Below are 21,214 nucleotides of genomic sequence, written 5' to 3' on the forward strand. Positions count from 1 at the left end.
GAGGAAGGGTTGAAGCGACCGGCCCCGGTCCGCAAGAAACACGGGATCGGGGCCGCCGCGGCCCCCCCCCGCCGCGGGGGGGCGGCGGGGTCGACGTTTCGCGGTCAATTGGCGAGGAGCCCTGCCGGGTGCACCTTGCGCCAATGTTCGGCGATGTCGATGCGGCGGGTTGTCCACACCCGGTCGTGGGATTGGACGTGGTCGAGGAAGCGTTCCAGGGCCGCGGTGCGGGCGGGGCGTCCCGCTATGCGGCAGTGCAGTCCTACCGACAGCATTTTCGGGGCGCCTTCCGCGCCTTCCCGGTAGAGCACGTCGAAGGCGTCGCGCAGGTGGGCGTAGAACTCGTCGCCGTTGGCGAAGCCCGCCGGGGAAGAGAAGCGCATGTCATTGGTGTCGAGTGTGTACGGAACCACCAGGTGATGCCTGCCGCGCACCTCGGTCCAGTAGGGGAGGTCGTCGGCATAGGAGTCGGAGTCGTAGACGAAACCGCCCTGTTCGACCACCAATTCGCGGGTGTTCGGGGAGTCGCGGCCGGTGTACCAGCCGAGGGGGGCCGCGCCGGTGAGCTCGGTGAGGACGCGGATCGCTTCGGCCATGTCGGCGCGTTCGATATCGCGATCGATCAGCTGATAGGACTTCCATTGCAGTCCGTGGCAGGCGATTTCGTGGCCGAGCTCGGAAAAGGCCGCCACCGCTTCGGGATTGCGCTGCATGGCCCGCGCCACCGCGAAGACGGTGAGCGGTAGGCCGCGCCGTTCGAATGCGCGCAGCACCCGCCACAACCCTGCGCGCGAACCGTATTCGTAGAGCGATTCCATGCTCATGTGCCGGTTCGGAAAGGCATCGGCGGGTGTCATCTCGGAGAGGAAGGTCTCCGAATGCGGCGAACCGTCGAGGACGTTGTTCTCCCCGCCCTCTTCATAATTCAGCACGAACTGGACGGCGATATGCGCGTCGTCGGGCCACTGCGGGTCGGGCGGATTCGGTCCGTAACCGACGAAATCGCGAATATCGCTCACGCGGAGAGCTCCCCGTAGAGGCGCAGCCGGGCGAGGCCGCCGTCGGGATAGATATCGAGGCGCACCTCCACGACCGAGGCGGCCGCGAGCTCCAGCGCGAACCGGTGGCGGGTGTCGGGCAGCAGGTCGGTGCGCGGCAGGAGCTCGACTTCTGTTCCGTCGCTGGTGAATCCGGTGAGTGAGGCCGCGCCGGGGCTGTTGCCGAGGAAGCAGGAGGTATCGATCTCGGCCAGCCGGATCGCCCCCGGTCCGGCGAGTTTGATTAGCACCCAGTCGTTTCCGTCGTCGCGGCGACGCGCGGTCTCCCAGCCGTCGCCCATTTCCCTGGCCAGGCCGGGGTAGAGCATCTGGTTCGGCGAGCTGTAGAAGCGGTTGGAGCAGTCGAGCACGATGGCGCCGTTTTCCAGTGCGGCGAGGTCGAGCGGGCCGAGGCCGAGCAGCGCGGTGTCGGGGCGACCTTCGCCGTGCACGCGCAGACGGGCAACGCCGCCATCGGGATGCATGGTGAGTTTCACATGGGTCCACCGGTTCTCGTCGTCGACGGCGAACGGATTGCGGCTGTCGCCACCGACCTTCACGCGGTCGAGCAGGGTCACCCAGTCGGTGCGGGCGGCGATCTCCTCGGCGGGCGGGTAGCCCTCGATCGCCAGCGCCGACAGCGACACCTCGGGCGGATAGTTGCCCTTGAACCAGGCGGTGTCGACCACGACGCCACGGATCACGCCGGGCACACCGAGGCGCACAATCGCCGAATCGTCACCGGGTTTGCCGCGATGCCTGCGAGTCTCCCAGCCGTCGTAGACCTGGCCCTTGTGCCCGAACGTCGCCGGCTGGTATTCCGACGGACCCGGGCTGACGAGGTTCTCCTTCTCCGCGAAGAATTCGTCGTTCGCCCAGATCACCGAACCGCCGAGGGTGCGGACGGCCAGATCCGGTAGCAGGGTGAAATCGTCGCTGCCGGTGAATCGGCTCACGGGTGCCTCCTGGGGTCGGGTGCCCACGACCGAAGCCGTGCTCGTCTGAAAATGGTGCGCCGGATGCGCGACACAGCGCTCTCATTCCACCGTGTAGCGCCTCCTCCGATATTACTGGTATACCGCTATTCGTGCCGGGGTCAGCACCTCGCATCTCACGTCGCGCGCACCCGCCGCGCGACGAGGTCGAGCAGAACATCGCTGGTCAGACCCGGTGCTGTGGCGAGAAGTTCCGCATCGGTGAACGCACCGGCACGCAGGCCGCGCAACACGGTGCTCGCCAAAGCCTCGGCGGTGGCGGGCTCGTCCATCACGCCTCCTCCGCGCCGGTCCAGATAGGCGATCAGGCGCGGCACCGCCACCTCGGACGCGCTGCGGAAGAAGTCGTAGGTGGCGAGCCAGCGGGTGATCAGGTGGCCGGGGTGCATGTCCCAGCCCTGGTAGTAGCCGCGGCGCAGTGCCCGGTCGACCAGGCGGTGATGATTGGCCATCGCGCCTTCTGGATCGACGTCGGGGACGATCTGGGTCGAGCCGTCGCAGATCCACACCCCCGTCTGCGCGGCGGCGACCTGCATCACGGACTTGGCGTAGTCGGCGGCGGGGTGGTCGAGGGCCTGATCGGTGGCCGCGATGCCGCAGGCGGCGGTGTAGTCGTAGGTGCCGAAATGCAGTGCGCTACACCGGCCGTCTGCCAGCTGGATCATCTTGGTGATGGGCGCGGTGCCGTCGGGGGCGATGATCGCCTGCGGGCTCTCGATCTGTAATTCGAAACGCAGCGACCGCTCAGGCAGGCCGTGGCCACGCTCGAGTCCGGTGCACAGGTCGACGATCGCCGATACCTGTTCCGCGGCACGGATCTTCGGCACCGTGAACACGAAGCCGGGCAGCGCGCCACCCGCTCCGTCGAGGACGAGTTCGAGGGTCCGCAGCGCGCGCCGACGTTCGTTCGCGGCCAGCCCTTTCGTGCGAACACCGAAGGAGACCGGGGCGCCGGGCTTTTCGACCCAGGCCGCCAGCGCCTCGCCCGCTGCCTTCGCGGCCGCGTCCTCTTCCTCGTCGGCACGGAACCCGTAGCCGTCTTCGAAGTCGATGCGCATGTCCTGCACCGGCCGGTCCGTGAGCTGGCGGCGGACGGCGGGCAGTGAACCGGTGACGTCGAGGCCGACGAGGAAGTCGGCGTGGCGATGCAGCAACTCCAAGGCGGCAGCACCCCACTCGGCGGGGGTTTCCGCGGTGGCGCGGTCGGCGGGAACGTAGGCGGTGTGCACGGGCTGGACCCGGTCACCGGCTCCGGGGTAGCGCACGCGCAGTTCGGCGTCGACGGAGTCGAGAACAGCGTCGAGACGGGCTCGAATATGTTCGGGCAGGCGAGTATTCACCCGGCGGTTCCTTCCTGGATGGCGCGCCACACACGGTCGGCCGTCATCGGTAATCGGTACGGGCGGGCTCCGATGGCGTCGCGGATCGCGTTCGCCATGGCCGGGGCCACCGGGTTGTAGGGGGACTCACTCATCGATTTGGCACCCAGCGGGCCCAGTTCGTCACTGGTTTCGGCGAAATAGACCTCCGTGCGGGGCAGATCGGCGAACTGCGGAATGTGATAGTGGCGCAGCGTCCTGGTGGTCACCACACCGTTCTCCGATCGCATGTCCTCGTAGAGCGCGGTGCCGAGTGCTTGCGCGACCCCGCCTTCCACCTGCCCGCGCAGCTGCACCGGATTGAGTACGGTGCCCGCGTCGGCGACCTGGATCGACTGCAGGATCCGTACCGCACCGGTCGACGGCTGGACCCCCACCCGGAACGCGTGGACATTGAAACTCACCGAGCGTGGGGTGCCCGCGTGGGTGCCGTGGGCGATCAGCTCGCCGTCGGCGAGCAGCTGGGCAGCGGTGATCAGCTCGTCGCCGCAGCGCACCCCGCCCGCTTCGAGCAGGCAGTCGCGTTCGGGGTGACCGCTCACCTTCGCCGCCCTGGCCAGCAGCATCGCGTGCAGTTCGAGCGCCGCCGTGTACAAGGCTTTGCCGGCGACCATGGTGCCGGTGGAGCCGAACGCGCCGGTGTCGTGGCCGACGACGTCGGTGTCGGATTGGCGGATCACGATCCGCTCGGCGGCGGTGGCCAGTGCCGTCGCCGCGAGCTGGGCGTGGACGGTGGTGGTCCCGTTGCCGAATTCCGCTGTTCCGACGCCGATTTCGTAGCGTCCGTCGGGGAGCAGGCTCACCGTGGCATCGGCATGGTGTCCGCGCGGGGGCACGGTCGCGATCATCGCCACGGCCATCCCCTCACCCACCTGCCATTCCGGGCCCGGTGCGTCGACACCGTTGCCGCGACGCAGCGCCTGCTGGGCGGTGTCGAGGCATTGGTCGAGGCCGTAGCTGCCGAAAGTCAGGTCGGATTCGTCGATTTCGGCGCCGGTGAACTGATCGCCCGGGATCACCACATTGCGGCGGCGGAATTCGAAGGGGTCGATGCCGAGTTCGCGCGCCAGTTCATCGATCGCCGATTCGACGCCGAAGATCACCTGGCCGAGCCCGTAGCCACGGAACGCACCGGAGGGAACGTTGTTGGTGTACACCGCTTGTGCGTCGACCCGCTTGTTCGGGCAGCGGTAGACCGCCACCGATTCGCCGACGGAGTGGAACATCACACCCCCGCTGTGGTTGCCGTAGGCGCCCGAGTCGGTGAGCACGTCCACCGAGAGTGCGGTCAGGATGCCCGCCGCGTCGGCTGCGGCGGTGACCGCGACGCGCATCGGGTGACGGCAAGTGGCCGAGGTGAATTCGTCCGTGCGGGTGAACTCGTATTGCACGGGATGCCGGGTGCGCAGCACGGCCAGCGCGATCAGGTCCTCGGCCAGCATCTCCTGCTTCGCCCCGAACCCGCCGCCCACGCGAGTCGCGAACACCCGCACACGATCCCGGTCGAGTCCGAACACGTGGCAGAGTTCGTCGCGCACCAGGAACGGCACCTGTGTGCTCGATCGGACGACGAGCCTGCCCGCGTCATCGAGCCAGCCGACGCCACCGTGGGTCTCCAGGTGCACGTGCTGCACGCGCGGTGAATTCCACACGCCGCTCACCACTTTCGCGGCCCGCTCTATTCCGGCATCGAAGTCACCGACACCGCCGTGGATCTCGGCGATCAGATTGCGCTTGGCGTCGGCGATCCGTGCCGAGGCCGGCTTGTCGGCGTGCAGCAGCGGCGCGCCATCGGCCAAGGCCGCCTCGGGTTCGAATACCGCAGGCAGCACCTCGTACTCCACCTGAAGCGCTCGCACTCCGGCGCGGGCGGCATGCAGGGTCTCTCCCACCACCGCGGCCACCCGCTGCCCCACGAACCGGACCGTTCGATCGAGCACGAAGGTGTCGTCCGGATCGTCCTCGCGCAGTTCGTGGCGAGCCGTGGAAAACGCGGTTTCCGGTCCATCCACATGTGTCAACACCGCGTGCACACCCGGAACAGCCCGCGCCGCGGCCACATCGATGGAGACGATCCGCGCGTGCGCGTGCGGACTGACCAGCACCGCCAGATGCCACGGTGCCACAGGCGGCATCTGGTCCCCAGCCCCCGGCACCACATCCATCGTGAACGCCTCCCCACCCCGCACGATCCGCGCCCCCGCGGGCGCCCCCACCCCATCCCCGATCTGCCCCGCCCGATACTTCCGCCGCATCACCCCACCGACCCGCGCCTGCACACCCAGGGAGGGGTCAGGCGGATTTCCGTCGTCGAGCGACTCCGCGCTCGCCTGCTGCGCGGCTTCCTCGGCAGTTGTGCACAGTGATGCACAGGGTGCTGCCAAGGCGTCGGCGATGGCGCGATAGCCCGTGCAGCGGCAGAGGTTTCCCTTCAGCAGCTCGGCGCGTTCGGCATCGGTGACTGCCTCAGCAGGAAAGTTGTCCACAGCCGTGTCGGGTCGGGCGGCGGCCAGACCCGACGCTGTCACCACCATTCCGGCGGTGCAGAAACCGCATTGGAACGCGGCGTTCTGGACGAAGCTGCGCTGCACGGGGTTCGGGCCGTCCGCGTCGCCGAGACCCGCGGCGGTCGTCACCGCGCGGTCGGCGGCGCGGTGGGCGGGGATCAGGCAGGAGTGGACGGGTTCGCCGTCGAGCAGCACCGAGCAGGCGCCACAATCGCCGGAGTCGCAGCCCTTTTTGACCGCCAGCTCGCCGTGTTCGCGCAGCAGCGTGCGCAGGCACTGGCCGGGGCGCGCGGTCACCTCGACCGCGCGGCCGTCGATATCGAGCCTCATGAACCACCTCCTTGTTCCGTCGTCAGCACGATTCGGCCGCGCAGGCTGGCCCCCTGAGTTCAGCCGCGACCTCGGCGGCGAGTAGACCGGTCACGTGCCTGCGCCAGTCCGGCGCACCGTGTGGATCGTCGAACCACACGTCGTTGCCCAGGTCGGCCAGCGCGTCGGTCAGGTCGGATTGCGAAGGGACGGAATCGAAGTCGAGGACGATCGGGCGTACGGTCGCCGCGGTGATGGTGATCGCGCATCGGCCGTCGGACTGATGCCTGCCCATCACGACCGACCCGGAACGCCCGAGTGGCGCCAGGGCGATCTTGCGAAAGCTGGTGCGCGCCAACAGGCTCGAGGTGGGCACCAGGAAAGAGCGTACGACGGCACCTTCCGCCAGCAGGTTCTCGCCCGGCGCGGTAACGAAGTCGCGCAGGGCGATTCGGCGCTCGCCACCGCCACGAGGCCAGATCGCCGCCGTCGCGTCCAAGGCGACGAGCGCACCGAGAACCGCACCGGCGGGCAGTGACAGACAGACATTCCCGCCGACCGTCGCGGTGCGCCAGATCTTGTGCGAGGCCAGCAGCGCCCGGCAGGACTGGGCGAACAGCGCGGTGCCCGGCCACTCGGGCCACAACACCGGAGTACCGAGTTCGCGGCCGGGACGGGCACCGGCGAACTCCGCCAGCGTGCAGGTCGCGGCGATCTCCAGACCCTGCGCGGACGCCCTCAGCGGTGCCCAGCCCAGGGTGGTGATGTCGACCAGCCGGTCGAGGTGATCGTGCGGTTCGGAGAACAGGAAGGTGCCGCCCGCCAGCACCGCGGTACCCGCTCCGACCTGCGCCAGATCGGCGCGTTCGCGGGCGAGAACAACCTCGGAAACGGTATCCAGATCCACGTTCACCTCGCTTACCTCACCGGCCACAGTAGGGGCCGGGAGTTGCCACGGTGTTGCACGAAACCCGCGCCAGATTGCGCCGCGGTTAACCCGGTGTACGTCATCCAGTGTGCGCCGATCCGAGTGAAATCGCAGTTCAGCACGCCGCCGGTGGGTACCGCCCGCGGCGTCTCCTCGCGGCCGCGCACCGACCGGCGCGCGGCCGACATCAGCGCCCATCCCGGCCGAGCACGCTCACCCGCCGGCCAACAGGGTCGTCTGCGCCTGGGCGACATCGGCACCCACCGATGCCTCGTCCACGGTCAGCACCACATCGTCGCGAACAACCTCGCGCCCGTTCACCAGCAAGGCGGCCAACGGCGGCGCCGACCCGAGCACCAGCGCGACAACAGGGTCCTCGATGCCCGCGTGCGCGGGGGTATCCAGCCGCCACAGCGCCAGATCCGCCAGTTTGCCCGGCTCGATGGATCCGATCTCCTCTGACCGCCCGAGCACCCGCGCGCCACCCATGGTCGCCAGTTCCAGCGCGGTCCGCACCGTCATCGCCCGCGGACCGCCGACCGCCCGCGCGTACAGCAGCGCGTTGCGCGGTTCCTCGATCATCGAACTCGACTCGTTACTGGCCGCACCGTCGACCCCGAGGCCAACGGGCACACCGGCCGCCACCAGCTCGGCGGTCCGCGCGATCCCGGCGCCCAGCCGACCGTTGGACGTCGGGCAATGCGCGACCCCGGTCCCGGTGCGCGCCATCGCGGCGATCGCCGGGTCGTCGAGGTGCACGCCGTGGGCGTACCAGACGTCCTCGCCGAGCCAGCCAAGCTGTTCCATGTACTCAGCGGGCGTGCAGCCGAAGCCCTGCTGGCAGAAGTCCAGCTCATCGAAGGTTTCGGCGAGGTGAGTGTGCAGCCGGACCCCGGCGGATCGGGCCAGCGCCGCGGACTCGCGCATGAGGTCGGCGGTCACCGAGAAGGGCGAGCAGGGGGCGAGCGCGATCCGCACCATCGCGTCGAAGGACGGGTCGTGCCAGTCCGCGATGGCCGCGGCGCTCGCGGCGAGGATGTCGTCGATCGACTCCACCACAGCGTCCGGCGGCAGCCCGCCTTGACTCCGCCCGAGATCCATCGACCCGCGCGCCGGGTGGAACCGCAGCCCCACATCGGCCGCCGCCCCGATTTCCGCGGCGAGCAGATCGCCGCCACCGCGCGGGAACACGTAATGATGATCCGACGACGTCGTGCACCCACTGCGCGCCAGCGAGACCAGCGCACCGGTGGCCGCCGTCCGCACCGACTTCTCGTCGATCCGCGTCCACACCGGATACAGCCTCGTCAGCCACTCGAACAGCGTGTGGTCGGCGGCCAGCCCACGGGTGATCCACTGGTACAGGTGGTGGTGGGTGTTGACCAGGCCGGGGGTGAGCACGCAGCCACGCCCGTCGATCCGCGCGACCTCAGGGCCGAACTCCGGCGGCTCTCCCTCGCCGACGGCATCGATCTTGTTGCCACGCACGGTGACCCAGCCATGGCGATACTCGGTGCCCGCCGCGTCGACGGTCACCACCGCACACCCGTGGATCAGCACCTCGGGCGCCCTCACGCCTGCCACGCGATGCCCGCATCGGGCGCGTCCGCGCGCGCAAGGGTGGCATGGATCGAGCCGTACGGTCGGTCGGCTGCCCAGAACACCTCACCCTTGTTCTCGATCTCGAACTGCGCGAGGTCGTAGTCGAAGTGGTGCTTGTTCGGTGCCGACAACCGGATCTCCGCCAGTATCGGGAAACGTTGCAGTGCAGCGGTTCCCATCGCATACAGCGTCTGTTGCAGCGCCTTGGAATACGTAGTCGCGAACAGCTCGAGCAGAGTAGCGCGGATCCCCGCGTATACCCCGTCCCAGTCGACGCCACCGGTTTCGGCGAACCGCCACTGGACCACCAGCGAACTGGCCAGCACGCGATCGTGGGTCGGCGCGAGGGTGGTGTACTCGTCGGTGAGGAAGTCGGCGAACTCCGAGCCGGTCGACTTGAGCAGCACCAGGTCCTTGATCCCCCCGATCACCCAGGTCTGCTGCTTCGCCCCCTTGCCCGCCACCGTCACCGCGGCCGTGCGCACCTCGGGCCCCTGGCGCACCCAGGTGTGATCGTGCTCGGCACCGCCGATCGAAACCCGCTGCCAGCCATAGGAGTCCACGTCGATGCGCGCACTGGATACCGGCTCGACCGTGTCGACGAAATGCTTCGCCAGCGCGATCGCGTACTCCTCGATGGTGTCGAGGCCGGGCTTCTTCGAGTAGACGAACGCCATGTGCTTCTGGGTGTCGGTGGGCAGGACGTGACGCTGGTCACCGTCGGTGTAAGCCGCCTCGAAATCGCCGCGCAGCGCGGTCGAGACGTTCACGTCGCGAATCTCGTGGCGCGCGTTCTCTTTGTAGAAACGCACAACCCGATTCTCGGCTTTGCCATATCGATTGTCGGTCAACACGATCGGACCACTCAGTGCCATCTCAGCTCCCTCGGTAGGTGGAATAGGCGAACGGCGACAGCAGCAGCGGCACATGCAGATGCGGCCGCTCACCCACCGTGAACGCGACACAGACTTCCGGATAGAAGGTCTCGACACCCTGCGCCGCGAAGTAGCTGCCGGTATCGAAGAAGAGCCGGTAGTCGCCTGGATTCAGCCCGGCCGCAAGCTCTTTCACCCGACCGTCGGCATCGGTGAGCGCTTCGGTGAGCCGCTGGTCGCCGCGCATGAGCCACACGGCGACGCCCGCGGCGGGCACCCCACCCACAGCATCGAGGACGTGAGTACTCAGGCTCGTCACGGCGCCACCAGCCCCGCCAGGCGCAGACGGTTGATCTTCGCCAATTCTGTTCGCATGACCCGCCTTTCGGTAGACGAATCGTTGTCCAGCCGCGCCCGCAATACCGCGAGCAACTCCTCGCCGCTGCGGCCTGCCGCGCAGACCAGGTAGATATGGCCGAATTTCGCCTCGTAGGCGCGATTGCCCTCGGCCAGCGCGGCGCGCACGTCCGCGCCCGCCACACCGGACTGTTCGCGCGCCGACGCCGCCGAGGTCGGGTGGTCGCCGATGCGCGGGTGATCGGCCAGTGCCTCGTCGATCTCATCGTCATCGAGGGCGGTCAATTCCGCATCGGCCGCCGCCAGCAGCGAGTCCGTGGTCGCGTAGGGACGCGCGGCCGCGATCGCCCGTGCCCAGCGTGGTGCGGAGCAACAGGCAAGCAATGTCTCTTCGGCAGTCGCCGCAGGTAGATCGTTGAAACCCGCGAGGCTCAGCCCTTCGCTCGTCATCGATCCAGCATCGCGCGATCCCCGCCATGCCGCCACCGATGTGCACTCCATCACGTCGGCGTGTCGTCGTCGCTGCGCTCCCCTGCCGTAATCGACCGGCAACATTGCGTCATTACCTTCGCTCACATGCCCCCAGTCGACCCGTCCGCGCACTCGTCGTGCACGGGCATCGTCCTCGCGGCGGGTGCGGGCACGCGATACGGCAAACCCAAGGCACTCGCCGAAAACGGCGCCTGGTTGCGCTCGGCGATCACCGCCCTGCGCGACGGTGGTTGCGATCCGGTGATCGTCACGCTCGGCGCGACCGGACCCGATCCGGCCGCTCTCGGACTGCCCGACGGCACCGAGTGGCGGTGGGTCGCCGACTGGGCGACCGGACTCTCCGCGACAGTGCGCGCGGGTCTGCGCGCCGCCGGCGAAACCGGCACCCGTTATGTGGCGTTCTTGCCCGTCGACACCCCCGATATCGGGGCCGATGTGGTCGCCAGAGTGCTCGCCGCTGCGCGCTCGAGCCAGAGCGGACTTGCCCGTGCTGTGTTTCACGACACACCTGGACATCCCGTTGTGATAGAGAACAAGCACTGGGAAGCCATTTCAGAGGTAGCCGCAGGCGATACCGGGGCCGGTTCCTATTTGGGCGGTCGACAGGATATGGTGTGCGTCACGTGCGACGACTTGGCGACAGGGACCGATCGCGATTTCCCGGAAGTCGGCGCACGGTGATCGGAGTTGTGAGATATGCGCGATATCGTCGATGACCTTCTGCGAGTGTGGCATTCGGGCCGTACGGGCGGCCTCGCCACCGTGGTCCGTACCATCGGCACCAATTCCCTGCCCATCGGCTCCTCGATGCTCGTCACCCCCAACGGTGGCGTCTTCGGATCCATCGCCTCCGGCCGATTGGAAGAGACCGTCTACGAGGCGGCATTGGAAGCGGGCCGCACCGGCGTCCGGCAACTGCGTCGCTACAGCATGCTCACCGGTATGGAATCGAGCGCCGACGACGGCACGCTCGTCGATATCTTCGTAGAGCCGTTCTCCTGCCGCGATTTTCCCGAATTCCCCACCATCGCCGCCGATATCCAAGCCCATCGCCGGGTCACCGTGTTCACCGTGGTCTGGAATCAGGATCCCGATGTCATCGGCCAGCATCTGGTCACCGACCGCAAGCACGCGACCGAACTCGTCGCGCTGCCCGAGTCGGATCTGTTCGTCGCCTCGTACTGCCCGCCGCCGCGCCTGATCATCTTCGGCGCCAACGCCTACGCGGCCACCCTCGTCGCGCAGGCGCGGATGATCGGCTACCGGGTGAGCATCTGCGACTCGCGCCCCGAGTTCGCCGACCCGGCCTCGTTCCCCGGCGCCGAAGTGGTCGTCGACTGGCCGCACCGCTACCTCAACACCCTCTCGGCCGCGGGCGAGATCGACAGCAGCACCGCCATCGTCGTGCTGGCCAACGAGCCGCGCTTCGAGATCCCGCTGCTCACGGTCGCATTACGACTACCCGAGCTCGGATACCTAGCCGCGCTCGGCACCCCCGCCGACCAAGCCCGTCGCCTCGACGACCTGCGCGCTGGTGGCTTCGACGAGCCCACCCTGTCCCGCGTGCATGTGCCCGCCGGCCTGGAATCGGGCCCGCGCACCCCCGCCGAGACCGCCGTCTTCATCACCGCCGACTTCCTCGCCTCCCGCGCGGGTCTGCGCCTGGCCGCCCAGCGCGACTACCTCTCGACAGCCGCAGTGGGCATGGCGATATAGATCTGCGGCTGGAGCCGCTGGTTGCGGCGCCTACTTCAAGCCAGGATTCTCGGCGTAGACCTCGCGGAGTACGGACAGGTCGAAGAGCTGGTCGGCCTTGATGTCGATCTTCGCGGTGCGCAGGGCGGCGATGTTCTGCTCGATCAGCGCGTCGGGCATCGAGAAGAGGCCGTCCGTCTTGGTCGTGGCGGAGACGACCAGGTCGTTCTGCGCGATGGCTTCCTCGGTCTGCTCGGCAAGGTCGAGTTTGAGGTCCTTGCCGTAGACCTCCACGGCCAGACGCGCGGACTCGGCCGGGTTGGCGACGGCGTCCTTCCAGCCCTTGATCTGGGCGGTCAGGAAGGCCTTGAGCTTGTCGCGCTCGTTGTCGATGGTGTTCTGGGTGACGGTGAGCGTCTCGGCGACCAGCGGCAGACCGAAGTCGGCGAACAGGAAGTGGTCGTTGGCGAAGCCCTTGGCGGCCAGAGTGATCGGCTCGTTGGTCACGTAGCTCACCCAGCCGTCGACCTCACCGTTGGCCAGCGGGGTGGGATCGAACTGCGCGGGCACCACGGTCACCTCGCCCGGGCTGATGCCGTTTGCGGCCAGCAGAGCGCTGAAGATGAGCTGGTTGGTGTCCTGCACACCGATCTTGCGGCCTTTCATATCCGCGGGCGATTTGATCGGTTTACCCGCCGAGCTGACGATCGCGAACGGGTTCTTCTGATAGGTCGCGCCGACGATCTTGGCGGGCAGGCCTTCGAGCACAGCGGGCGCGGTGGTCTGCGGCGCGGAAAGGCCGAGCCAGATCTTGCCGGTATCCAGGCCCGCTTCCACCGAAGTCGACGCCGCACCACCGGCGACGAGATCTACCGCACCGAATCCCGCATCCTTGAAATAGCCCTTCGAATCGGCGAAGTACTCACCCGCGAATTCGATGTTCTTGATCCACGACAACTGGATAGCGACCTTGCCGAATTTCGAGCCGTCGTCGGTCGACCCGTTCGAGGAAGTACCCGAAGCGCCGCCACAGGCCGCGAGCAATCCGGCCCCGCCGAGCGCCGCGCCGGTCAATGCCGAAAATCGAAGAAAGGAACGACGGTCGATACTGTTCATACGCAGAATGTAGATTCGGCGCGTTTCGTTCTCTTTGCGGCCACGTTCCGCCGCTATTCCTACTTTCCCGCACTCGGACCGAAGCGCGCGAGCACCAGGTTCTCGATCACGCCGACAATCGCGTACAGCAGCACCGACACCACCGTGACGACCACGATCGACGCCCACAACCGGTTGTACTGGAACATCGGGATGGCCCGCACCAGGCTAGCGCCCAATCCTGTTCCACTGCCGAGCCATTCACCGAGCAGGGCACCGATCAACGCACCGGGGACCGAGACCCGCGCCGCTGCGAACACCGACGGCAGCGCGGCGGGCACCGCGACCATCCGCAGCCGCGTCCACCGCGAGCCGCCGTAGGCGGTCACCAATTCCATTGCCTGTCTTGGTGCTTCACGCAGGCCGGTCATGATCATCACCAGGGCGGGGAAGAACACGACGATCGCCGTCAGGACGGTGACCCCCGCCGTGCCTCGGCCGAAGATCAGCACGACGATCGGGCTCAGGGCGACCAGCGGCACCGAACGCAACAGCATCGCGACCGGCATGAACGTCTGCCGCACAGCCGAATACAGCACGAACAGCGCGGCTACGCCGAGCGCGCCCGCCATCCCGACCGCGAAGCCCGATGCCGCGTCGGCGAGGGTGATCGCGAGGTCGTCGAAGATCGCCTGCCGTGCCGCCGGCGCACCCGCCGAGGTCACCAGGTAGGCCCAGACATCCGACGGTGTCTTGCCCACCCGTGGCCCGATCTGCGGGAACAGGCGAAGAAACAGCGTCCAGATGACGAGCAGCAGGATCAGCGAAGTCGCCAGCGGCAGCAGGAAACGGCCGATCCGGCGCACAACGGTGGTGGTCATCGCCCCTCCTCCACAGTCGTCCACGGCGTGATCAGCCGGGCCGCGCCCGCGACGAGCAGGTAGCCGAGCCCGGCCAGTGCGGCGGCGGCGATCGCCATGCCCCAGGTGCGCGGCACGTTGTAGGCGGTCTGCGCCGCGGTGAGCGCGACACCGATGCCGCTGTCCACGCCGCCGAGGTACTCGCCGATGATCGCGCCGAGCACGGCCGACGGTGCGGCGATCTTCAAGGCGGCGAACGTATTCGGTAGTGCGGCGATGGATCGGACCCGGTACAGCTGTTGCCAGCGGCCACCGCCGTAGGCGCGCACCAGATCCAGGCTCGCCGGATCGGCCGAACGCAAGCCACTCACCGCGCCGACCATGGTGGTGAAGAAGCAGTACATCGCGGCCAGGAACACCGTGGGCGTGCGTCCGCCGAACACCACCAGGATGATCGGGCCCAGCGCTACCAGTGGCGTGCAGTAGCTCAGGATGGCCAATTGGGTGGCGAGCGGTTCGATTCGCGGCACCAGCATGATCAGCGCCGCGATCCCGATCGCCAGCACGTTCCCCCACAGGAAGCCCTGCACCGCCCCGATCGCGGTGACCTGGAAATTGGGCCCGTAGAGCCCCCACCCGTCCGACCACATGGCGGAAAGGACGCGCCACGGCGTAGGAATCGTCCCGCCTGCGGTTCCGGCGGCGGCCAGCGCCCACCACAGCGCGATCAGCACCCCCACGCCGAGCGCCCCGGCGACCCGGCCCGCGCCCGCACTCACGCGACCCCACCCCGCCCGAACAGCAGCTCGGACAGGTAGTCACAGAGCTTGTGGAATTCCGGGGTGCGCATCATCTCGGGGGTGCGCGGGCGCGGCAGGTCGATCTCGACCAGTTCCAGCACCCGGCCCGGTCGCGGACTCATCACCGCCACCACATCGGAGAGGAACACCGCCTCGCCGATCCCGTGGGTGACCATCAACGTGGTCGCGGGCTTCTCGGTCCAGATACGCAGCAGTTCCAGGTTCAACCGCTGCCGGGTCATATCGTCGAGCGCGCCGAACGGCTCGTCGAGCAACAACACCGAGGGCTGTACGACCAGTGCCCGCGCGATCGAAACCCGTTGGCGCATACCGCCGGACAACTGCGCGGGCTTGGCCTTCTCGAACCCTTCGAGGCCGACGAGCGCGATCAGTTCAGCGATCCGGTCCGGTTCGGCGGGCAGCCCGGCCACCTGCAACGGCAGCCGGATGTTGGACTCCACACTGCGCCACGGCAGCAGCGCCGAATCCTGGAACGCGATACCGAGCTGCGCTCCGCCGCGCAATTGTTCCGGCGTGAGCCCGTTGATGCGCGCGGTGCCCGCACTCGGTTCGTCGAGGCCGGCCAGAATCCGCAACACCGTCGATTTGCCACAGCCGGACGGCCCGAGCAATGACAGGAATGCACCGTGAGAAGTCCGCAAATCCACCGATTCCAGCGCGTTGACGGTGTCGCGTCCTACCTTGAAGGTCTTGCTCAACCCACTGATCTCGATCCCCGTACCCATGCTCGTCACCATAAGAGCGGCTGGTTGCGGCGGCATTTCCGAATCGGAGCCAAGATTGCGACCCCGTAAACCGTGCTCGAGGTCACCCATAAAAGTGAACCGGTAACGATTCTGTCGTGTGAGAGGACATAGAGTGTCGGAGGATCTGACAGCCCTGCAGGCGTTGAGCGCATATGCTCTCGGCGACCGGGGGAAGCACTGCGATGACGTGCCCGACAGGGCCCGTGGACTGGAACCGACTGTTCGATGAAGCTCTCTGCACTACGTACCGTGGCCGCGCTGCGCACCACCGCCGTGGCTCTGACCGCCGCGTTGTCGGTGGCCGTTGTCGCCGGTGGCGCCGCCACCGCCGCACCCGAGAAGCCCTCAGCCGTGTCGTCCATCGTCAAAGACGGACGCGTGTGGCACCTGAAGGTGTATTCGGCGGCGATGAAGAAGGACATCACGATCGACGTGCAGCGTCCCGTCGACGAGTCCAAGCCCGCCCCCAACTTCTACATGCTCAACGGCCTCGACGGCGGTGAGGGCACCGCCAGCTGGGCCGCGCAGACCCAGGCGCTCAGCTTCCTGGCCGACAAGCAGGTCAATGTGATCCAGCCGATCGGCGGTCGCGGCAGCTACTACACCGACTGGAAAGCCGAAGACCCGAAGCTGGGCCTGAACAAGTGGAGCACCTTCTTCACCCAGGAGCTTCCGCCGCTGCTCGACGGCGCCCTGAACTCGACCGGCCTGAACTCGCTGGCCGGTCTGTCCACCTCCGGCACCTCGGTGCTGCAGCTGGCCGAGGCCAACCCGGGTCTGTTCAAGTCCGTCGCCGCCTACAGTGGCTGCGCGCAGATCGCCGACCCGATGGGCAAGCAGGCGGTCAAGTTCTCCGTGGAGACCTGGGCCGGTGGCAAGACCGCGAACATGTACGGCCCGGACAACGATCCGGCGTGGGTCGAGAACGACCCGGTCATCAACGCCGAGAAGCTGCGCGGCACCAACCTCTACATCTCCAGCGGTAGCGGCATGCCGACCAACGCCGACGTCGCCTACTACCTCAACGGGTCCCCCGGCCCGATGGGCGTGATCAACCTCGGTCTCGGTATCGGCATCGAAGCGGCGACCAACGCTTGCACGCAGAACCTGAAGGCCAAGCTGGACTCGCTGAACATCCCGGCGACATACCAGTTCACCCCGATGGGCACCCACTACTGGCCGTACTGGGAGCAGGCGCTGCACGAGTCGTGGCCGCTGCTCGCTCAGGGCATGGGCATCTGATTTCCCACTGAAAGCGGGAGGCATCCGGATTCGGATGCCTCCCGCTTTTGCGTTGTGGGCAGCTACGTCGTCGGCGCGACCGCGGTGCGCACCGTGAGCCCGGAGCGGATGAAATAGGCGATCTCCTCGCAGATCTCGTCGACCGAGATCGCGTCGCCGGGAACGGTGGCGTGCACCATCTCCTGGGCGAGCGAATTCACCGCGCCGATTACCGCGAGGCCGAACAGGTGCAGGCTGCGCGATTCCGCTTCGCCGCGCTCGGCGGCGCGTTGTGCTTCCCGGGTGAGCAGTGCCGAAATCGACCGCCGCTGCGCGCGCCGCCATTCCTCCACCACCGGACTCACGCCGACGACCTCGACGTAGAACACCCGCGCCGCCCGGCGATCACGGCAGGTCACCGCGAGGAACGCGCGGAAACTCTCCACCACGCGCACCACCAGCGGCTGTTCACTGGTACTTTCCAATGCCTCGTCGAGGCGGCGCAGCGCGGCCGCGTTCAACCGGTCGACGAGTGCGATCAACAATGCCTCGCGGCTACCGATGTCTTCGTAGAAACTGCGGGTCGACACATTCGCGGTCGAGCACAGCCGCTCGATCGAGGTCGACGAATATCCCTGGGTGCCGAATAGTTCCAGCGCCGCGTCGGTCAACCTGTTGCGGCGTAGCGCGACTCGCTGCTGGCGCGACAATCCACCGTAACTACGACCACTATCGGTTACATCCGCACGCCGAACCACGGATGCATGCTAGCGCGCGATCGCCCGGCAGCCAGGCGATTCGCCATTGTCACGGTGAATTGCGCTGGCACACGGGAATTGTCGAAGCTCGGCGATCAATTCTGTTCGGTAGTTGGTTCGCCGTCGTCGAGCGGTTCGGCCAACGGCCAGCCACCGGCCGCCAGATGCGAAGCCACGCGCGAGACATCGGCGGGCGCTGGCTGCTCCTTCGCGAAATCGGCGATGGCCGCTTCGATTTCGGCCTCGCTGATCGACTCCCGATTCGGATTCGCCTCCACCAGTTTCTCCCCGATCACCACCACCTCGTAGTCGGTGAGGTGGCGGTGCAGCACTGCGAACAACGCGACGTAGTCCGACTGCGGAATGCCCTGCGGATACCCGGCACGCAACCAGCCGAGCACCCGCGAGAGCAGATTGCCGCGGACCGGCGGGCTCGGCGGGGCGGGGTTCGGATCGGTCATGGCGTCCTCACTCATGCTTGGCCGAACAGGTGGATGCCGAACTGGTGGGCGATGAATGCCTTGGCGGTGAACAGGATTCCGGAGATCACCACGATGACGATGAGGATCAGGCAGATCAGCGCACCAGCCAGCGCCGGATAGTTGCGCTGCACCCGGCCCTCGGCGTCGACGGTCTCGGCATTGGCCCACCACCGCACGGCGTAGGCGAAGACCGCGGGTACGCCTGCGCCGAAGATCAGCGCGGCGAGCACCACTTCCCACAGTGAACTCAGATTGGTGATCACGGTGTGCACGATCGCTCCCCTCTACCCGGCATGGTTCTGGTCGATCGGCGACGGTGCCGAGACGGGTGGCTGATGGCCCTCGGGCCATTCGTTCACATTGTGGGTGCCCACCGGGTCCCGGCGCGACCGGAGGTAGATCCCGAGCGACCCCGCGATCAGCAGGCCGAACACCACGAGGACGCCGGCGAGACCGCCGATGAGGTGCGCGATCGCCCAGCAGATCGCGCCGACGATGCCGGCCATCGGCAGGGTGAGCAGCCAGGCGACGGCCATCCGGCCCATCACCCGCCAGCGCACCTCGGCGCCCTTGCCGATGCCGGTACCGAGGATCGCGCCGGTCGCGGTCTGTGTGGTCGACAGCGGCAGGCCGAAGTGCGCCGAGGTGAGAATGATGGCCGCCGAGGTCGACTCCGCGGCCAGGCCCTGCGGCGACTCGATCTCGACCAGACCCTTGCCGAGGGTCCTGATGATCCGCCAGCCACCGAGATAGGTGCCGAGGGCGATCGCGACCGCGCAGGCCGACATCACCCACAGCGGCATGTGGTCGTCTTTGTCCAGCGAGCCGTAGGCGACCAGCGCGAGGAAGATGACGCCCATCGTCTTCTGCGCGTCGTTGGTGCCGTGCGCCAGCGAGACCAGCGAGGCCGAGCCGATCTGCCCCCAGCGGAAGCCCTCGTCGGTCTTTCCCCGATCGACGCCGTGGGTGATCCGATACACCAGGAACGTGCCGATGGCCGCGACCACGGCCGCGATCGCCGGCGCGAGCAGCGCGGGCAACACGATCTTGATCAGCACTCCGTCCGAACCCGATGCCCAGATCACCCCGTTCCAGCCGAGCGCGGCGATCGTCGAGCCGATCAAGCCGCCGAACAGCGCGTGCGAGGAACTCGACGGCAAGCCGAGCAGCCAGGTGAACAGGTTCCACAGGATGCCGCCGACCAGGCCGGCGAAGACGATGACCAGCAGGTCGTGTCCGCTCACTTCGTTCAACTGCACGATGCCCTTTGCCACCGTCGCCGCTACCGACACCGACAGAAAAGCACCGATCAGATTCAGCACTCCCGAGAGCGCGACCGCGGTCTTCGGCTTCAGCGCTCCGGTGGCGATCGAGGTCGCCATGGCATTGGCCGTGTCGTGGAATCCATTGGTGAAGTCGAATGCGAGAGCTGTGACGATGACGATCAACAGGACCATTAGTTCGGCGCTCACCCGAACAGTGTGTCGTATGCCGCCGCCGGATTGCCAAACTGTTGCGGGTAAGTCGCCCGAACACCAGGTGAGCTCAGCCGAGTGCGCGCACCGCGTCGATAGTGTCAGCCTGCGCAGCTTCCTTGTCCGGCCGATAACGAACCACTCTGGCGAAGCGCAGCGCCACCCCACCGGGATATCGGGTACTGGTCTGGACGCCGTCGAGCGCGATCTCGACGACGAGTTCGGGGCGCAGGTACACGGTCTGACCGTCGCGGTGGGTTTCGTGGCGTGGGAATTCCTCGGTCTGCCAGCGCAGCAACTCGTCGGTGAGGCCCTTGAAGGTCTTGCCGACCATCACCGGCTCACCGGTCTCCGGATCACGGGCGGCCAGATGCAGGTTGGACAGGAACCCGGTGCGGCGGCCGTAGCCCCATTCGGCGCCGATCACCAGCAGGTCGAGGGTGTGCGCGGGTTTGACCTTCTGCCAGGCCTTGCCGCGTCGGCCCGCGGCGTAGGTGGCATCGAGCGCCTTGACCATCACGCCCTCGTTGCCGACGGCCAGTGCGTCGTCGTAGCAGTCGGCGGCGGCTTCCGGCGTCGGCGCGATGAGGGCGGGGATGCTGTGTTCGCCCGCGACCTGCTCGAGCGCGACGCGGCGGACGCGCAGTGGTTCATCGATGAGGTCGACACCGTCGAGGTGCAGGCAGTCGAAGAAGTAGGGATGCAACCGGCGTGGATCGCCGATGGTGGCGAATCGGCTCATCGTTTCCTGGAACGGGCGCGGGCGGCCCGAGTCGGTGAGGGCGAGGGTTTCGCCGTCGAGGACCACGGTGGTGCAGTCGAGGGCTCTGACCAGGTCGACGAGTTCGGGGACGCCGGTGGTGATGTCGCGCAGGGTTCTGGTGAAGACCCACACCTGGTCGCCGTCGCGGTGCACCTGGATGCGGGCGCCGTCGAGCTTGTGTTCGACACTGATGTCGGAGCCCAGTTCGGCGAGGGCCTCGTCCAGTGAGCCGCCCGGTGACGCGAGCATCGGCGCTACGGGGCGTCCTACCTCGAGCCGGAATGCGGACAGTGCTTGTTCGCCCCCGGCGAGCGCGGCGATCGCCGTGGTGGGCAGCTGGCCCGAGAGCATGTGGGCCCGGCGCACCACATCGACGGGGATACCGGTGGATTGCGCGAGCGCCTCGACGACGATCGCGGTGAGCGCGCCCTGACGCAGTTCACCGGTGAGCAGGCGGATCAGGAAGGACTGCTCCTGCTCGGTCGCCGCGGTGAAGAGCGCGGTCAGCAATTCGCGGCGCCGGTTGGCCGAGCCTTTGCCGTTGAGCCCGGTGAGCTGGGAGAAGATGTCGTCCACCGCGCCGACGGTGAGGCTCGCGTCGCTGCTCGGTGGCGTATCCAGCCCGGTCACCGTGCGCCAGCCTGCCCCGATCCGGCCCTGCACCAGCTCACCGGACAGCCACGCCACCACGGTGCCGATCTCGGACGGCCCCGCGGCACCGAAAAGGTCGGCCAGCGTGGCGGTTTTCGCCTTGCGCGACCTGGTCGCTCGCACGGCCGCGGAGGCCGTGACGACATCGCTGAACAGCACCTCACGA

At 67.7% G+C, this 21,214-nt stretch carries 21 protein-coding genes; 3 read left to right on the forward strand and 18 right to left on the reverse strand.

Annotation, left to right across the window (positions count from 1 at the left end; translation table 11 throughout):
* Window positions 1–104 precede the first annotated feature (104 nt).
* From puuE to uraD, 9 genes are all read right to left on the reverse strand, one after another.
* Window positions 105–1,019, reverse strand: a complete 915-nt coding sequence (gene puuE / locus ACFWPX_RS15270) for an allantoinase PuuE (RefSeq protein WP_378927891.1) — start codon at window positions 1,017–1,019, stop codon at window positions 105–107.
* Window positions 1,016–1,993, reverse strand: coding sequence for an allantoicase (gene alc, locus ACFWPX_RS15275; RefSeq protein ID WP_378927892.1), 978 nt, complete (start codon window positions 1,991–1,993; stop codon window positions 1,016–1,018). The genes puuE and alc overlap by 4 nt, the downstream gene beginning before the upstream one ends.
* Window positions 1,994–2,148: 155 nt before the next feature.
* Window positions 2,149–3,372, reverse strand: coding sequence for a DUF6986 family protein (locus tag ACFWPX_RS15280; RefSeq protein WP_378927893.1), 1,224 nt, complete (start codon window positions 3,370–3,372; stop codon window positions 2,149–2,151).
* Window positions 3,369–6,248, reverse strand: coding sequence for a molybdopterin-dependent oxidoreductase (locus tag ACFWPX_RS15285; RefSeq protein WP_378927894.1), 2,880 nt, complete (start codon window positions 6,246–6,248; stop codon window positions 3,369–3,371). The genes ACFWPX_RS15280 and ACFWPX_RS15285 overlap by 4 nt, the downstream gene beginning before the upstream one ends.
* A 22-nt stretch (window positions 6,249–6,270) precedes the next feature.
* Window positions 6,271–7,134 carry an FAD binding domain-containing protein gene (locus tag ACFWPX_RS15290; protein ID WP_378927997.1) on the reverse strand — a complete coding sequence of 288 codons (864 nt, stop codon included), beginning with the start codon at window positions 7,132–7,134 and terminating at the stop codon, window positions 6,271–6,273.
* Between the two features lie 234 nt (window positions 7,135–7,368).
* Window positions 7,369–8,730 carry an 8-oxoguanine deaminase gene (locus ACFWPX_RS15295; RefSeq protein ID WP_378927895.1) on the reverse strand — a complete coding sequence of 454 codons (1,362 nt, stop codon included), beginning with the start codon at window positions 8,728–8,730 and terminating at the stop codon, window positions 7,369–7,371.
* Window positions 8,727–9,632: a factor-independent urate hydroxylase gene (gene pucL, locus ACFWPX_RS15300; protein ID WP_378927896.1), complete on the reverse strand. Its 906-nt coding sequence runs from the start codon at window positions 9,630–9,632 to the stop codon at window positions 8,727–8,729. The genes ACFWPX_RS15295 and pucL overlap by 4 nt, the downstream gene beginning before the upstream one ends.
* A gap of 1 nt (window position 9,633) precedes the next feature.
* The gene (gene uraH / locus ACFWPX_RS15305) at window positions 9,634–9,951 is read right to left on the reverse strand and encodes a hydroxyisourate hydrolase (protein WP_378916385.1); all 318 of its coding nucleotides are present in this window, start codon (window positions 9,949–9,951) and stop codon (window positions 9,634–9,636) included.
* Entirely contained in the window at window positions 9,948–10,439 is a 492-nt protein-coding gene (uraD, locus tag ACFWPX_RS15310) for a 2-oxo-4-hydroxy-4-carboxy-5-ureidoimidazoline decarboxylase (protein ID WP_378927897.1), read from the reverse strand. Before uraD ends, uraH begins: the two co-directional genes overlap by 4 nt.
* Before the next feature lie 126 nt (window positions 10,440–10,565).
* Between uraD and ACFWPX_RS15315 the strand changes: the two genes are divergently transcribed.
* Complete coding sequence (locus ACFWPX_RS15315; protein WP_378927898.1) at window positions 10,566–11,162, forward strand: NTP transferase domain-containing protein; 597 nt, start codon at window positions 10,566–10,568, stop codon at window positions 11,160–11,162.
* Between the two features lie 15 nt (window positions 11,163–11,177).
* On the forward strand, window positions 11,178–12,197 hold the full coding sequence (locus ACFWPX_RS15320) for an XdhC family protein (RefSeq protein ID WP_378916393.1): 1,020 nt from the start codon (window positions 11,178–11,180) through the stop codon (window positions 12,195–12,197).
* A gap of 30 nt (window positions 12,198–12,227) precedes the next feature.
* Here the strand turns inward: ACFWPX_RS15320 and ACFWPX_RS15325 are convergent, their stop codons facing one another.
* From ACFWPX_RS15325 to ACFWPX_RS15340, 4 genes are read right to left on the reverse strand one after another with little or no spacing between them, the layout of a single operon-like run.
* Complete coding sequence (locus tag ACFWPX_RS15325; RefSeq protein WP_378927899.1) at window positions 12,228–13,292, reverse strand: ABC transporter substrate-binding protein; 1,065 nt, start codon at window positions 13,290–13,292, stop codon at window positions 12,228–12,230.
* Between the two features lie 59 nt (window positions 13,293–13,351).
* Entirely contained in the window at window positions 13,352–14,152 is an 801-nt protein-coding gene (locus ACFWPX_RS15330) for an ABC transporter permease (RefSeq protein WP_378927900.1), read from the reverse strand.
* A complete protein-coding gene (locus tag ACFWPX_RS15335) occupies window positions 14,149–14,910 on the reverse strand; it encodes an ABC transporter permease (RefSeq protein ID WP_378927901.1) in 762 nt (253 codons plus the stop codon). Before ACFWPX_RS15335 ends, ACFWPX_RS15330 begins: the two co-directional genes overlap by 4 nt.
* The gene (locus tag ACFWPX_RS15340; protein ID WP_378916404.1) at window positions 14,907–15,677 is read right to left on the reverse strand and encodes an ABC transporter ATP-binding protein; all 771 of its coding nucleotides are present in this window, start codon (window positions 15,675–15,677) and stop codon (window positions 14,907–14,909) included. Before ACFWPX_RS15340 ends, ACFWPX_RS15335 begins: the two co-directional genes overlap by 4 nt.
* Before the next feature lie 246 nt (window positions 15,678–15,923).
* Here ACFWPX_RS15340 and ACFWPX_RS15345 point away from each other — a divergent pair, with 246 nt between their 5' ends.
* A complete protein-coding gene (locus ACFWPX_RS15345; RefSeq protein ID WP_378916406.1) occupies window positions 15,924–16,940 on the forward strand; it encodes an alpha/beta hydrolase in 1,017 nt (338 codons plus the stop codon).
* A gap of 62 nt (window positions 16,941–17,002) precedes the next feature.
* Here ACFWPX_RS15345 and ACFWPX_RS15350 read toward each other — a convergent pair whose 3' ends face one another.
* The 5 genes from ACFWPX_RS15350 to ACFWPX_RS15370 all read right to left on the reverse strand — a co-directional run bounded on the left by ACFWPX_RS15350 (window position 17,003) and on the right by ACFWPX_RS15370 (window position 21,207).
* Window positions 17,003–17,629: a TetR/AcrR family transcriptional regulator gene (locus tag ACFWPX_RS15350; protein WP_378927902.1), complete on the reverse strand. Its 627-nt coding sequence runs from the start codon at window positions 17,627–17,629 to the stop codon at window positions 17,003–17,005.
* A 143-nt stretch (window positions 17,630–17,772) separates the two neighbouring features.
* Window positions 17,773–18,138, reverse strand: a complete 366-nt coding sequence (locus ACFWPX_RS15355; protein ID WP_378927903.1) for a DUF3349 domain-containing protein — start codon at window positions 18,136–18,138, stop codon at window positions 17,773–17,775.
* Between the two features lie 11 nt (window positions 18,139–18,149).
* Window positions 18,150–18,431, reverse strand: a complete 282-nt coding sequence (locus ACFWPX_RS15360) for a hypothetical protein (RefSeq protein ID WP_378927904.1) — start codon at window positions 18,429–18,431, stop codon at window positions 18,150–18,152.
* A gap of 12 nt (window positions 18,432–18,443) precedes the next feature.
* Window positions 18,444–19,631, reverse strand: coding sequence for an anion permease (locus tag ACFWPX_RS15365; protein ID WP_378916416.1), 1,188 nt, complete (start codon window positions 19,629–19,631; stop codon window positions 18,444–18,446).
* 73 nt (window positions 19,632–19,704) lie between these two features.
* Window positions 19,705–21,207, reverse strand: coding sequence for an ATP-dependent DNA ligase (locus tag ACFWPX_RS15370; RefSeq protein WP_378927905.1), 1,503 nt, complete (start codon window positions 21,205–21,207; stop codon window positions 19,705–19,707).
* Between the last annotated feature and the right edge of the window lie 7 nt (window positions 21,208–21,214).

This window comes from Nocardia sp. NPDC058518 (assembly GCF_042719655.1).
GTDB lineage: Bacteria > Actinomycetota > Actinomycetes > Mycobacteriales > Mycobacteriaceae > Nocardia.